Origin of the sequence: Sphingobium sp. (assembly GCF_003248505.1) — a bacterium.
In the GTDB taxonomy this organism is placed as follows: Bacteria; Pseudomonadota; Alphaproteobacteria; order Sphingomonadales; family Sphingomonadaceae; genus Sphingobium.
On the sequence record NZ_QFOA01000024.1, the window covers coordinates 25,453 to 40,526 of the forward strand.

Here is a 15,074-nt window from a genome sequence, read left to right on the forward strand (position 1 = left end):
TCCCTTACGCCGCCTGCGCCGTCACCGGCCGCGCGATCCATATCCGCCCATCCTCTTCCCTCACGGCAACGGTTGGCGTGCAGCCGCTATCTGTACCCTGTGCCTCTCCGGTCCTGAGCGCGATATTCCAGTTATGCAGCGGGCAGGCGACGCTGTGTCCGTGAACGATACCTTGGGAAAGCGGCCCTTTCTTGTGCGGACATTCATTGACCAGCGCGAAGACCCGATCGTCGCCGGTGCGGAACACCGCGATCTCCTTCTCCCTGCCAACCTGCACTGTACGCGCGCCGCGCTTCGGAATGTCGGCGATCGTGCCGATGTCGATCCAATCTGTCATGTCGTTCACTCCGCCGCGATGCCGATGGGGTAGAGGGGGCGGTGCAATTCTGCCTGCCCACCGGCGGCCCGTTCCGCCCAGGGATCGTCCTGCATGAACTGCTGCGAGAAGAGGAACCGCGCTCGCAACGCCTCGCGCCCAGCCCCGTCTTCTACGATCCGCGCCTTCACATAATCGACGCCGACCCGCTCAATCCATGGTGCGGTCCGCTCCAGATAGCGGGCCTCCTCGCGATAAAGTTGGGTAAAAGCGGCGCAGTAATCGAGCGCCTCCTGCTCAGTGGCGACCTTGCATAGCAGGTCGGTGACGCGGACATGGATGCCGCCATTCCCGCCGATATGCAGTTCATAGCCGCTATCGACGCACACGATTCCGAAATCCTTGATCGTCGCTTCCGCGCAATTACGCGGGCAGCCCGATACCGCGATCTTGAACTTGTGCGGCATCCACGACCCCCAGGTCATACGCTCTGTCTTGACGCCGAGACCCGTTGAATCCTGCGTACCGAAACGGCACCATTCGGACCCTACGCAGGTCTTCACCGTGCGCAGCGACTTGCCATAGGCATGGCCCGACACCATCCCTGCAGCATTGAGATCAGCCCAGACCGCAGGCAAGTCCTCCTTCCTGATGCCGAAGATATCCAGCCGCTGGCCGCCGGTAACCTTTACCATCGGCGCGTTGAACTTCTCGACCACATCGGCAATCGCCCGCAGTTCGCGCGGGTTGGTGAGACCACCCCACATGCGCGGCACGACGGAATAGGTGCCGTCCTTCTGGATGTTGGCGTGCATCCGTTCATTGACGAAGCGGCTCTGATGGTCGTCGACATAGTCCCCTGGCAAGGCACAGAGCAGATAATAATTGAGTGCGGGACGGCAGGACGAACACCCATCCGGGGTCGACCAGTGGAGCTTTTGCATCACTTCAGGGATCGATCGCATTCCCTGAGCCACGATCTCCCGTCTAACGTCGTCATGGCCAAAGCTGGTGCATTTGCACATTGTCTTTGGGCCCGACTGGACATTATCGCCCAGCACTACGGCCAGCAGATTTTCAACTAGGCCGGTGCACGATCCGCAACTCGCCGATGCCTTGCATCCCGCCCGTACCGCATCGAGGCTGCATGCGCCTGCCTCGACACAGGATACGACCTGGCCCTTGGAAACGCCGTTGCAGCCGCAAATCTCGGTATCGTCCGAAAGCGCTGCAACGGCCGCCTTAGGGTCCAGTGCGCCCCCTCCCTGGGCGAAAGTCTGGCCGAAGATCAACAGATCGCGTATGTCGGCAACGCTCTCGCCGCGCTTCAACAGGTCGAAATACCAGCTACCATCCGCCGTGTCGCCATAAAGCACCGCGCCGACGACGCGATCGTCCTTCACTACAACCCGTTTATAAACCCCGCGCGCCGCGTCGCGCAGCACGATATCCTCGCACCCTTCCCCGCCGGAAAAGTCCCCGGCGGAAAACACGTCCAGCCCCGCGACCTTCAGCTTGGTCGATGTGACCGACCCCTTGTAGCCCGAATGCCGGTCGGTCAGCCCATCCGCCAGGCTCCGGCACATGTCCCATAGGGGTGCCACAAGGCCATAGACGGTGCCGTCATGCTCCACGCATTCCCCGACCGCCAATATATCGGGATCGCTGGTGACCATGTGATCGTCCACCCTGATCCCGCGATGGACCTCAAGCCCAGCCTCCCGCGCCAGCGCCGTCGAAGGACGAATGCCCACTGCCATCACCACCAAGCTGGCCGGAATGGCAGTGCCGTCCTTCAACCGCACGCCTTCTACCTGGCCGTCACCGTAAATCTCGGCGGTGTTGGCCCCGGTCAAAATCGTCTGCCCCCGCGATTCCAGCGCTGATTTCAGCAGCCAGCCCGCGGCTTCGTCCAACTGCCGCTCCATCAGCGTGTCCATCAAATGAATGACCGTCACCTTCATGCCGCGCAGCGTCAGCCCGTGGGCTGCTTCCAGTCCCAGCAGACCTCCGCCGATCACCACCGCGTCCCCGCCCTTGTCTGCGGCAGCCAGCATCGTGTCGACATCCTTCATGTCGCGAAAGCTGATGACGCCGGGCAGATCCCGCCCCGGGACGGGAATGATGAACGGATCGGAACCCGTGGCGATCAGCAGCTTGTCATAATGGACGCTGCGCCCGCTCTGCGCGGTCACCCGCTTGGCCGCGCGGTCGATCGCCGTCACCGGATCGGCGACGATCAGGTCTATGCCATTGCCGTCATACCAGGCGCGGTCGTTAATGACGATCTGATCGAACGTCTTCTCCCCCGCCAGCACCGGCGACAGCATGATGCGGTTGTAATTCACATGCGGTTCCGCACCGAAGATGGTGACGCGATAGCGCCCCGCGTCGCGCGCCAGCAATTCCTCGACCGCACGGCACCCGGCCATGCCGTTGCCCACCACGACCAAATGTTCGCGCGTATCGTCAGACGACATACGGATATCCTCCGCGCTGTCCGCTACCGGCTCTGTTGTTCCGATCTGAAATTCCATCCCCATCGCTCCAGAAACCAAAAAAGCCGCCATCCTGACCCACGGTAAGAACCGAAAGTCAGGATGGCGGCTTTGCCATCATAAACGCCTTGGCCGTTCTACCTTGAACCGCCGCGGCTATGCGAAGAAGGACATCTTTGTCCCTTGTAGTGCAGCATATGGGGAATCGCCTGAACGCTCAAGCGATTCCTCTCACTCAATTTCAATCAAATGACCCAATCCGCCTGTAACCAGATTTTGTCCGTATCGGTCGCCATCGCTTTGGCGTCATAATGGGCGTAGCGGATAGACAACGCCGTCTTCCTGACCTTTGCCGACGCGATCAGATCGATCTCATCTCCATAATGCTGGCCCAGACGGTCGCTCTCGAATCGGTGCCAGCTACCGGCCAACGCCACACCGGACAGTGGCCCCATTCGCTTCCAGCCATAGCCACCCCCGACATAAAGGTCGCGCACGCCATCGGCGGGCGTCGTCAGGAACTTGTCGGCCCACCCCTGAAATTTGAAATTGGTGCCCAGCGGTGTCTGGAAACTGGTGAAGGGCAGACCCGTACTGGCCCCCAGCACCTCATACCCTCCATTCAGCTTGAAGCTCCGCACATCCAGCGTCGCGTCGACCAACCAATAATCAGCGCTATAGTCATTGGGGTTGCGACGATAGTCCGACTGCCGCGCATAGCTGAACTGATAGGAAAGCTTCGCGACCTTGGACAAAGGCTGCGTCCCCGCCAACCGCAACCCATAGGTCTGGCTCGACAATCGAAAGGCCTGCACCGCCGCCTCATCCTGATCCACCAGATAGGCAAAACCGGTCAGCGTTCCCATAGGAGTGGCATAGGACAGGTTGGCAAAGATATTGTTGTCGCCTATAGCCTGCTGCCGCGCGCCCTTGCCCTCAAATCCCCAGATCGTCCGCACGCTCCAGGCATAAGCGATATCCAGCTTCAGCCTCGCAACCGGGGTCAGTTCCGCCCGCACCGCGTCGAACGTCTGCCCGTTGTCGCGAAAAGCGACGTTGCCGACGAACCGTTCGTCATCCAGTGCGATCTTTTGCCGCCCGCCCGTCAGCGTCACTGCCTTGGTCTTATATTGCAGCTGCGCGATATAGAGCGCAATATTCTGTGGATCGGCCACGATCGGTCGGGTTGCCGCACCGTTCAGCCCGTTATAATAATGATCGATAACGGCCACAGTCCCCTGACCGACGATGGACGCGGACAGCGCCCCAGTGCTGGCGGTGAGCCCGGCGCGCGCGCGCACGGTCAGCGCATCCGCTTTGTCGAGGAGTCCATTCTGATCGACATGCTCATAGCGCAACCGCGCTTCGGCAATGGGTTTCAGGCCGATCTCTTGAGCGCAAGCCGGGCTTGCGACGACCAGCAGGGCCGACGACGCGATAATGATCTTCATGGGAAATCGCCCCCTTGGACGAAAATATGAAAAAGCCTGCCCGCCTTGAGGAAAGTCGAAGGGCTTCGACTTTCCTCAAGGCGAACCGGCGTTACACTCGAGACAATGGCCTTGGGGACCGCTGCTTCAAATCCGCGCGCCGCTGGTCCAGGTTGCGCGCCATTTTCTTTTGACCATCGTCAATCCCAGCAGCGCCACAACGGCCAATCCCGCAAAGATCAGGAAACCCGTCGCGAAGCTGCCCGTGAACTGCTTGGCCAGCCCCAGCGAACTGGCGAGGTAGAAGCCGCCGATACCGCCCGCCATGCCCACCAGACCCGTCATCACGCCTATTTCCGCTTGGAACCGCTGTGGCACCAGTTGGAATACCGAACCGTTGCCCGTACCCAATGCCAGCATCGCCAGGACGAAAAAGCCCAATGCGCCCGCCAATGTCGTGGCATAGGCCACGCCGATCAGCGCCAGCGCCGCGACGATCAGCACTATGGTTAGCGTGGCGACGCCGCCGACCCGGTCGGCCAGCGCTCCGCCCATCGGGCGCACCAGCGATCCGGCGAACACGCAACCCGCCGTGCAATAGCCCGCAATGATCGGTGTCAGCCCAAACTGATCGGTGAAGTAGATCGGCAGACTGGCCGCCAGCCCGACGAAACCACCGAACGTCACCGCATAAAAACCCATCAGCCACCAGGCGTCCGCCTGCTTCAGCGGCTCGAAATAATCGATCAGCTTTTTGGGCATGGGCGTATCGGGTGCATCCTTCGCCATGATCATATAAAGCACGAACACGATGCTCAGGGGGATACAGGCCAACCCCAGCACCGCGTTCCAACCGAACAGCTTCGCGAGCATCGGCGCGAAAAGCGACGCGAGCACCGTGCCCGAATTGCCCATGCCGGCCAGGCCCATCGCTTTTCCCTGATGCTCAGGCGGGTACCAGCGGCTCGCCAGCGGCAGCGCGATCGCGAAACTCGCGCCCGCAAACCCCAGGATCACGCCCAGCGCCAGCGTTCCGCCGAAGCTGTTGACGCCCATCGCCCAAGCTGTGAATAGCCCCGCGATCACGACGATCTGGCTGATCGCGCCGGACCGCTTCGGTCCGATCCGGTCGACCAGCAAGCCATTGACCACACGCAGCAGCGCCCCGGCCAGAGTGGGCACCGCGACCATCAGCCCCTTTTGCGCCGGGGTCAGCATCAATGTCTTCGATATCATCGGGGCCAGCGGTCCCAACAGCACCCACACCATGAAAGCGAGATCGAAATAGAGGAACGCGGCGATCAGTGTCGGTGTATGGCCCGATTTCCAGAAACTCGTCGCGGGCGCAACCGATGCGGGCTTTCCATCGCGATCCCAATAAGCAGTAGCCATGTGACGTCCCCCAATAAAAGGCAATGGACACGAAAAAAGCCGCAGGTCGGACGATACCTTTGCGGTACATCCGATCAGCGGCTTTGCTGCGATATATGGTGAGGACATGTGGTCCCCCCGTTGGGACGGCACATCCAAAACGCGCGCTTCGTCGCGCGACGTCTATGTTATCTCTCGATTCGTACTATGTTGCAAGGCACAAAATGGAGAGGCTTTTTCAGTGACCTGTCGCTAGCCGGTACCGAATCCCGCCAGATACTCCTCGATCTTCTCAGGATCGAACACGCGCCCGTCGAAGAATCGATCCGGCCCCAGCGTCAACTCGCCCCGGCGGGACCCCACCGCCAGCGGCAAGTCGACGGCCCCTTCCAGCTTCATGCTCGCCCCCGGCATGGCGACATCGCTCTGGGCCAACGCCCGGCGATAGACATCGGGGCGGAACACCGCTCCTGCCCGCGCCGCAGTGGCCGCGTCATGCGGCACCATATTCCATCGCGCCAGTTGCGAGTAGATCCACAGCGCCTGACTGCGCCACGGAAAAGGCGTCGCCTCACGCGAAAATAGCATGAAGTCGGGATTGGCCACCGCCGCCTCACCCGTCCGCGCCACCATCTGGCCCGACAGCGCCCGCCCGATCAGCTCGGCTGGCTGATCGATATAGTGCGGCTCGGCCAGCAATCCGGCCAGATCGCCATGATGGGCCCTGTCGTCGCACCATGCCGCCGCCCGCGCGAGCGCCCGCAATAGCCGGTCGACCGTTTCGGGATGCTCCTCTAACCAAGGTGCACGAAACGCCAGCACCTTCTCAACCCCACGCCGCCAAATGCGTTCACCGATCGCCACCGTTTCGGCCAATCCGGCTTCCACCGCCGCGCTGCCCCAGGGTTCGCCCGCTATGAAGCCATCGATCTCGCCCGCCCGCATCGCCTCAACCGTCAGTGATGGGGGCAGGACTCGCAACACCACGTCACGATCCGGATCGACGCCCGCGCTAGCCAGCCAGTAACGCAGCATCAGGCTATGGCTGGAAAAGCGGTGAACCACGCCGATGACAGGCTTGCGCCGCCACAGCCCGATGGCCGCAGCGAAATCATGCGCGGTGCCGAGCGGATCGGCCAGCCGCGCTGCCACCTTCGGTTCCAGCGCTGCAGCGAAATCGCGCGCCATGACCAACATGTTGCCATTGACGCCCAGCTTGTAGGGAGCAGCCAGCGCAGCGGGCTGCTGGCTCAGCCCCAACGTCACAGCCACGGCCAGCGGCGCCAGCATCTGCGCCGCCTGCACCTGCCCATAAACCAGCCGGTCGCGCAGCGTCGCCCAGCTGGTCGTGCGCACCAGTTCCAGATCCAGCCCCTGTTCCTCGGCAAACCCCCGTTCGCGCGCCGCGACCAGCACCGCCGCATCGGTCAGCGGCAGGAAGGCGATCTTCACTCCGGTCGTCATATCCCTCCTCCCAACAGGTCGCTCGCGGTAATCAGCGCCTGCGCCACATCCACGATTTTCTTTCCCTGGTTCATCGCCGCCGACCTTAGCAGGGCATAGGCATCCTGTTCGTTCAGCGAGCGCTGGTTCATCAGGATCGACTTCGCCCGGTCGATGATCTTGCGTTCGGACAGCGCCGTGCGCGCCTCGTCCAACTCGGCCTGCATCTTGGAGAAGGCGTTGAACCGGCGCACCGCCAGTTCCAGCACCGGCTTCACTCGCTCCTTGCGCAGGCCGTCAACGACATAGGCCGACACGCCCGCATCGATCGCTGCGCCGATCATCGCATCGTCGGACTGGTCCACGAACATCGCGATCGGTCGGGCCAGCGCGCGGCTGACGATCAGCATTTCCTCCAGCGTATCGCGGCTCGGGCTGCCAAGGTCCATCAACACGACATCGGGGGCCATCCGTTCCAGCCGCGCAACGAACGCGCCGCGCGGGGGCACGATATGGATATCGTCATAGCCCGCTTCGCGCAGACCTTCTTCAAGCACCGTCGCACGCAGACCGCTGTCGTCGATAATGACAATCCGCATTGCTGCCCCTTTTACACAAGCCATCGGCAGTAATCGGTGTCGAGTCAATCCGAAGCACCGTCAAGGAACGGGTTATCGATCTTGTCACTCGATGCTCGAGGGCACCTGCTTAAAAGATATGGCCTAAACGGGTGGTTGACGATCTGCCCGTCTAAATGGCCCATTGACCGTCATGACCTGGGCCGCGGAAAAGGAATGGCTTGCCGGCAGGTACAAAGGAGGGGCGTCTTGGCCTGACTGACTCGCCGATATGAACGACGAGTTTTTGTCCTTCAAGATCTTAAAGAACCTCGACAGTCCACAGTCGGATCAGAATTCTGAATTGGCATCTAAGCGCTTTCCATTTAGACGCGGCGGTCATTGGTCGCAAGGCAATTTGAAATATCGGCCGCAGCCTGTCGCAAGAGCGAGACTACCTGATATTGATGTACAATGAGCGGATTTTTGTTAACGAAAGGTACCGTCAGCGCTGCCGCCGACGATTCCCCACGCAATATCGGTGCGGAAATATCGATTATTCCCGGCACGACTTCGCTTGGGTGCATATCCCAACCGTTATTTTTAACCCGTTCAGCCCGATCTCTGAAAGCAGCCAGGGACGCTGGCGGCAAGTTCGGATCGAAATCGCGTTCCCAACTCGTACGTACGGTCTCGGGTTGAAATGCATACAATACCGCGCCCGATCCTGAACTAGGGATGGGCATCCGATAGCCGAGCCTGACCGAAAATCCTATCAAACTCGCGGATTCCATCCTTGCCGCGATCAAGATGTCCCCGCCAAGCCTCAAGGCAAGGTGGCAACTCTGGTCTGCTTCCTCCGACAATCTACGCATGACAGGAAGGGCAACTTCCAGGATGGATTGGACGGGGGCCTGCCCCATCCCCAACGAAAACAGCTTCGACGTGGGCTGATATCCGCCTGCTTCACTTTGTGAGATAAACCCACGATGCTCCAATACCTGGATCATGCGAAACAGTTCGCTCGGCGAGCGTCCTAATAACTGCGAAATCATCGCAGCAGACAATGGCTTGGTAGCGCGAGATATCAATTCAAGAATATCCAGGCCTTTCTCCAAAGCAGGAGCCCGATATTTCTGATCCTCTCCGCCTTCATTTTCCACCCTGATCTCGGACTGTGTGGAAATCTTTTTGCTCATGTAAGTTCTTTTGCAGCCTGACAGCATCGATAAGCGATGGCTATACGGCAGACAAAGTGGAATTTCCAGACTGTATAGGGGTTGCGGTTCGCAGGAATGGGGGGAGGCGTCGCTCATGCATCGCTGAATCCCCCGCCTTGCGGCGCGAGTGCAACCTCGATTTACAAGCTCATGTCTCGCTGCTGCCTGACGCGGGAGTTGGCGTTCAGGCCGAAGCTGTTCATGACACCGGCTTGCACCGGCACAATCTTCATGTCGGGCATAGCACCCGACGGATAAATCAATATTGTCTCTCCCTTGGCAAGGTGACATCGCCACTGCTGCGCACCTGCGCGTTCCAGGGGTCGGGACTGGCCGTCCACCACCGCGACTGGCTGGGCTATGTCGATTTCGATGACGAAAGGCTCACCCGCCCGGCTTTCCACTCTGATCCAAGCCGTTTGTCCGGCCTGCCGCCGCGCGCTGACCAGAAAGCCCCCTTGCGCACTCATGTCGGTAAACACGCACTCCTGCCACGTTGACGGAACGGCAGGCAATGGCCGGATGACGCCGCCCCAACTCTGGAGCAGCATGTCATGGATCGACTGCGCCCCCGACAACGGCGTTTCGATAACCGGCCCTGACTCTTTGTAAAATGTGTTGGGCCTCAGATATTCATCGAAGAGAGATTTCAGATAAGCGATGGCGTCATCACCCTTACCCAGCGCAGCGGAAATAGACGATGCGCCCGTAGATGAATATCCGCGCAACATTGCGGGCATGGACTGCCAATGCGCCAACGACCTCTCGATCAGCGCACGCGCACCACGCTGATCGCGATTGACGAGATATAGCGGGTATATCATCAACATATGCGAATAATGACGGTGGGAGCTTTTCAGCGGCAAACCCGCGCCGATCATATAACCGCTGGCATCCTTCGGATAATCGGCGAGTTCGTCGCGTATTCGACGCCATTCCGGAATAAGCGGATCGTCGATGCCAAGGCGTTCGGCAGCATCTATCAGCGCTGCACAACTCCACTGCAACAGTGCGAGATCGTAGTTCAGGTCCGGGGCTGAGCCATATTCCGGAGAGTATGTGGGCGGCAAATGAAGTCGCCCATCCTTCCCGGGGGTCAGGAAATGACGGTAATAATTGGTCGTTCGACGCAGGACCGGGAACAGCGTGTTCTTCAGGATCGCATCATCCATGCTGTGCCGCCAGACAAGCCAGATATCGTGGAGCGCCCACGGCAGATTGCCCATCTCAGGCGGATTGCCCCCTCCGCCGGAGGTCAGCCCGTCCACCAGTTTCACGTCCGTTCCTGCCACAGGGGGCTTTACCGGCGATTCAAGGACGGTCCCCGCAGATCGCCCGAAGGAGGCGGAGTCAGAACGATATTGCAGTTCCACATTATCGATCAATTGCTGCTGGTTGTCGTGAATCGTCCGGATAAGCGACCCGGCAAGGTGCATACGGTTGGATGCGATCATGGGCCAGTAGATGAGTTGCACGTTGAGATTCCAGGTCGCATAGGGCCATGCAGTGGGTTGCAGCCACGGACCCTGGTTATCGACATAGGCCCTGTCGCCGCGCGTGGCGGAAGCCAGCTTGTACATCTGGATCCAGTAGAAGCTTTCGACCTGCGTGTCCGGAATGCTGAGGAAACTGGCGGGATAATAGTCGTGCCACCAGCGCATGTGCCGACGCTCCAGGGAAGCATCCGCCGCCGACCTGCGCACTGCGTCGAGAGCCTGCTCTCTGGCTCCGTCGCCGGGAAAATCGTGCATCACACTGGCGATCAACTTCCCCCCTTCCTGCCGCCAGGCGGTTGCGGTTCCTCCGCCGGATAGGAGCGGTTGAAGCCACAGTTCTTCCTTTCCGTCGCGCGCGCGCGCTCCTTTCGGGTTTCTCCTATAGTTTGGGTCGACGCGCTTGGGTTCTTTACGATCTATGCCCCATTTCTGCCGTGGGCTGATCGCTTCTTCGCCGACCCATTCCCACCGTGCGTTCCGTTCGCCCCCCGAGGCGTTAAACTGCACAACAAGCACCATGTCGTCGGCATGGACATAGGCGCGTATCGCAACGATACCGCGATCCGTCTGTACCGTTCCGGTCAACATCGCATCATGCAGTTTCAGGCGCATCGCGGTGCGGCCTGTTATCCTGCCGTCAGTACGAAGCAGGAAGTGGCCGATCGGCAGGCGGGCCCGATCATAACCCGTCGATCGCAAGGGTGTGCGATGATCCTGCACATCCGATCGACCGAGGTCGATCCTGATCGCACCTGCGTTTTCGTCGTAGTAAAGCATCGCGCCCATCATCCCGTTACCGAGAAAGGGCCCTTCGTCCCATGCTTTGGGCATGCGGTCCCAAACCAGATCGTGCCGAGCGAGGAATGACGGCCAGTCGACAGACGACGGGGCGGGCGCTTTCGCCGCAAACGCAGACCTCGGTATGAAGGCTGCGGCGGTCAGAAGCTTCAGGACAGTCCTGCGAATTGGCGACACTGGTCTTTCCTCTCCATTGATCGTCCCGTTCGGACCTAATCTTCCATTTCAGATAAAAAGCCGGGGGCGGAATGTGCAGATTCCGCCCCCGCCCCCGACCGCGATCATCGACTGTCGATCAGGCTTTGATCCACCTGTGACAGTTTCGATATCCCGGCCAATGCCATCGCGGTTCGCATCTCTGCCAGATAAATGTCGATCAGGTCGCTGACGCCCTTTCCGCCTGCCGCAGCCAGGGCGTAGACCCAGGCGCGACCGAGCAGCACGCCTCGGGCTCCCAGCGCCATCATGCGCAAGACATCGACGCCCGACCTTATTCCGGAATCCGCCAGAACGGTGATGTCGCTACCCACCGCATCGGCGATGCTGGGGAGTGCGCGCGCGGTGGCGATGGCGCCGTCGAGTTGACGCCCGCCATGATTGGACACCACAATGCCGTCAGCGCCGAACCGAACGGCATCGCGAGCATCGTCGGGATCCAATATTCCCTTGATAATAAGCGGTCCGTCCCATTCCGCCCTGATCCATTCCAGATCGCTCCACCGGATCGACGGATCGAAATTTTGAGCCAGCCATCCCATGAAATCTTCAAGGCCGCTGGATTTTCCGAGCACCGGGGCGACATTCCCCAGGATATGCGGTCTGCCCATGACGCCGACCGACCATGCCCATGCAGGTTTTCCGACAATTTGCAGACCGCGGCGCAGACCGGCATATGGACCGGACAACCCGCTATGCGCATCGCGCCGGCGTGCGCCCGGCACCGGCATATCGACGGTAAACACCAGGGCAGACGCGCCTGCCGCCTTTGCACGCGCAATCAGATCGCGCATGAAGCCCCGGTCGCGAATGACGTAGAGCTGAAACCAGAAAGGCGCGGTGCAATCGCGCGCCACCTCTTCGATGGAACAGACCGATACCGTCGATAGGCAGAAAGGGACGTCGCGACGGCTTGCCGCGCGCGCAGCCTGCCTCTCACCCCGACGCGCATAAAGCCCCGTCAGGCCAACCGGCGCCAGCACCAACGGCGCAGCAACCTCCTGCCCGAACAAGTTGGTGCGAAGGTCGATGGCCGCGACATCGCGCAACACGCGCTGGCGCAACGCAACCGTCCGCAGCGCGCATTGATTTTCGTCCAAAGTGCGCTCGTCGCCAGCGCCTCCGTCGATATAGTCGAACAGAAACCGGGGGAGGCGTCGTCGAGCGCCGCGCCGAAAATCCTGTGTCGATGTCGCTATCATAGCCAGCTGATCTTACAAAATTTCATATGCGAATGTTTACATTACAAATGAACAATGACAAGAGGCAATGGAGGAGATGGTACGCTGCCTTTCCAAAACTGGATATCCGATGCAGCAACCTTGGGTATCGCAAGAGAGACGATATTATGATCGCAAAACGTGTGGCGCGAAGATCGGGCCTGGAATTCAGCGAATTGGGTTTCGGTGCGGCGGCAATCGGCAATCTTTATCGCCCCATAAGCGACAACCAAGCGCACGATGTGCTGGAAATGGCGCTTTATGCAGGCATGTCTTATGTCGACACAGCCCCCCATTATGGTCACGGGTTGAGCGAGAGGCGGGTAGGCGACGTGATCCGGGAGCGCCGCGATGTCCTCCTTTCCACCAAAGTTGGCAGGCTTTTAAAGGCTGATCGTAGCTTGTCGGGTTGCCGGATGCGAGAAGGCTTCTGCTCTCCAATGCCGTTTACCAGGCTCTACGATTATAGTTATGATGGTATATTGCGGTCATGGGAGGACAGTCGCCAGCGACTTGGCATGGCTGCGATCGACATTCTTTACGTGCACGACATCGGGCGCCTGACACATGGCGAGCGTAATGACTATCATTTCGATGCCCTTACTTCGGGAGGCGGATTTCGCGCCCTGGAAGAATTGCGTGCGGCAAGGGAAATCGCGGCTTTCGGCATCGGTGCCAACGAATGGGAAATATGCGTCAGCGCGATGGACCATGTAGATATGGACGTGGTGCTGCTCGCGGGGCGCTACACATTGCTCGACCAAAGCGCGTTGGCCAGATTTCTCCCGCTATGCCTGGAGCGGGACGTATCCGTCGTGATAGGGGGGCCTTATAACTCGGGCATACTGGCGACAGGAACCCGGCGTAGCGGGCCAGTCCATTATGATTATGGCGAAGCGCCGCCAGAGGTCATCGAAAAGGTGAGCAAGATGGAAGCCCTTTGCGACCATTTTCGCGTCCCGCTAGCCGCAGCCGCGCTGCAGTTTCCGCTCGCCCATCCTGCCGTCGTCAGTGTCATACCCGGGCTCGGCAATGTGGCGCGGGTTCAACAGACGGTTGATCTGTATCTGACAGCCATCCCCACCGAATTTTGGAACGCTCTGCGTTACATATATTTGCTGGACGACGCCGCCCCCGTGCCGGTTCAATAATATGCGGATCGATGCCCATCAGCATTTTTGGCGTCTGGATCGCGGCGATTATCATTGGCTGACCGAGGACATGACTGCCCTTTACCGCGACTTTGGCCCCAATGATCTGGAACCGCATCTCGGTATCGGCAGGATAGAGGCGACCATTGCCGTACAAGCGGCACCGACCGAAGAGGAAACCGAATTCCTCCTCGATATGGCCGCCAATCACAACTGGATTGCCGGTGTTGTAGGGTGGGCCGATCTGGAAGCCACAAATGCTGTCACGCGTATCGCACGGCTTGCCCGCCGCGACAGGCTGGTGGGGCTGCGCCCCATGTTGCAGGACCTGCCTGATGTGAACTGGATCAGCCGTGCTTCGATCGCACCGGCGCTCAGGGCCATGGAAATGCACGGGCTGGTCCTGGACGCGCTGGTTCGCGCCGAACAGATAGATTTGATCCACGACTTGGCCTGGCGACATCCGGGGCTTGTCATCGTGCTGGATCATGCAGGCAAACCGCCATTGATGAAGGATTTGACCGAATGGCGTGCGTCCATAGCGCGTTTGGCAAACTGTCCGAACGTCTATGTGAAGCTGTCGGGCCTCCTCACCGAAGCGACAGACGGAGCCGATGCTCGATCCCTACGCCCCCTGTATGACAATCTGTTGTTTGCGTTTGGCGCCAGCCGCCTTTTGTGGGGAAGCGACTGGCCCGTCGTGACGTCGAAGGCCAATTACGCGCAGTGGCTGAAAATGGCCGAGCGCCTGATCGCCGGTCTTTCGGAAAGCGAGCGCGACGCGGTCATGGGCGGCAATGCCGCACATGTTTACGGCATCGCGACCGTTCGCGAACCACAGCCGCCTCGCCATTTGCCAGCGTAAATCAGCCTGGAAGTTCGGACGCAAGTCGCTGCACGACTTCGGGTAAACAAGGATAACGATATGAGGTTTTGTGGCGCTGGCCGTGTCATTGTCTGGGTGGTGGCCGGCATGTTGGGCTTAGCGGCCGATATGCCTGCGATCGCTCAGGACATAGCGCGGGCCGACGTCGATACTCCACCCCTCGATCGAACCGTGACGACAGCCATAGTTCCTCAGATCGACCGCCTGATCGACCGCCTGTTGATCCAGCGGCGCGATTTCACCATCGATGGCGTCCGGGTATTCGATCAGGACGATAAGTTTCTCCCCGGCAAAATCGCGGCGATCATGGCATATCGGGTAACATCCCTGACGCACGACGACCCGCGCCTTTCGCAGCGACTTGAGGAATTCAGTGTTGATTGCCGCTGAGAAGTGACCCGGGGTTTTCATCGAGAAGTGACCCACCTTGCGATTATGTTTCGGATGTCAGGGGTGGGTCAAGATGGGGTTT

The 15,074-nt window shown here is 60.0% G+C and carries 12 protein-coding genes; 2 read left to right on the plus strand and 10 right to left on the minus strand.

Annotated elements, in window-relative coordinates:
* Positions 1-4: 4 nt before the first annotated feature.
* The 9 genes from nirD to lldD form a co-directional block, all read right to left on the minus strand.
* Positions 5-337: a nitrite reductase small subunit NirD gene (gene nirD, locus DI606_RS10000; protein WP_293982287.1), complete on the minus strand. Its 333-nt coding sequence runs from the start codon at positions 335-337 to the stop codon at positions 5-7.
* Between the two features lie 5 nt (positions 338-342).
* Positions 343-2,853, minus strand: a complete 2,511-nt coding sequence (gene nirB, locus DI606_RS10005) for a nitrite reductase large subunit NirB (RefSeq protein WP_293982289.1) — start codon at positions 2,851-2,853, stop codon at positions 343-345.
* 206 nt (positions 2,854-3,059) lie between these two features.
* On the minus strand, positions 3,060-4,265 hold the full coding sequence (locus DI606_RS10010; protein WP_293982292.1) for a hypothetical protein: 1,206 nt from the start codon (positions 4,263-4,265) through the stop codon (positions 3,060-3,062).
* A gap of 126 nt (positions 4,266-4,391) precedes the next feature.
* A complete protein-coding gene (locus DI606_RS10015) occupies positions 4,392-5,636 on the minus strand; it encodes a NarK/NasA family nitrate transporter (RefSeq protein ID WP_293982295.1) in 1,245 nt (414 codons plus the stop codon).
* Positions 5,637-5,867: 231 nt separating this feature from the next.
* On the minus strand, positions 5,868-7,079 hold the full coding sequence (locus DI606_RS10020) for an ABC transporter substrate-binding protein (protein WP_293982298.1): 1,212 nt from the start codon (positions 7,077-7,079) through the stop codon (positions 5,868-5,870).
* Complete coding sequence (locus DI606_RS10025; RefSeq protein ID WP_293982301.1) at positions 7,076-7,657, minus strand: ANTAR domain-containing response regulator; 582 nt, start codon at positions 7,655-7,657, stop codon at positions 7,076-7,078. Before DI606_RS10025 ends, DI606_RS10020 begins: the two co-directional genes overlap by 4 nt.
* A 344-nt stretch (positions 7,658-8,001) precedes the next feature.
* Complete coding sequence (locus DI606_RS10030) at positions 8,002-8,814, minus strand: IclR family transcriptional regulator (RefSeq protein ID WP_293982304.1); 813 nt, start codon at positions 8,812-8,814, stop codon at positions 8,002-8,004.
* A gap of 161 nt (positions 8,815-8,975) precedes the next feature.
* Entirely contained in the window at positions 8,976-11,162 is a 2,187-nt protein-coding gene (locus DI606_RS10035) for a glycoside hydrolase family 95-like protein (protein ID WP_293982307.1), read from the minus strand.
* Positions 11,163-11,410: 248 nt separating this feature from the next.
* Positions 11,411-12,547, minus strand: a complete 1,137-nt coding sequence (gene lldD, locus DI606_RS10040; protein ID WP_293982309.1) for an FMN-dependent L-lactate dehydrogenase LldD — start codon at positions 12,545-12,547, stop codon at positions 11,411-11,413.
* Positions 12,548-12,573: 26 nt separating this feature from the next.
* Between lldD and DI606_RS10045 the strand changes: the two genes are divergently transcribed.
* Both DI606_RS10045 and DI606_RS10050 read left to right on the plus strand, forming a co-directional pair.
* Complete coding sequence (locus DI606_RS10045; RefSeq protein ID WP_293982312.1) at positions 12,574-13,716, plus strand: aldo/keto reductase; 1,143 nt, start codon at positions 12,574-12,576, stop codon at positions 13,714-13,716.
* Position 13,717: 1 nt separating this feature from the next.
* Positions 13,718-14,581 carry an amidohydrolase gene (locus DI606_RS10050; protein ID WP_293982315.1) on the plus strand — a complete coding sequence of 288 codons (864 nt, stop codon included), beginning with the start codon at positions 13,718-13,720 and terminating at the stop codon, positions 14,579-14,581.
* Between the two features lie 117 nt (positions 14,582-14,698).
* Here the strand turns inward: DI606_RS10050 and DI606_RS10055 are convergent, their stop codons facing one another.
* Complete coding sequence (locus tag DI606_RS10055; RefSeq protein ID WP_293982317.1) at positions 14,699-15,028, minus strand: hypothetical protein; 330 nt, start codon at positions 15,026-15,028, stop codon at positions 14,699-14,701.
* Between the last annotated feature and the right edge of the window lie 46 nt (positions 15,029-15,074).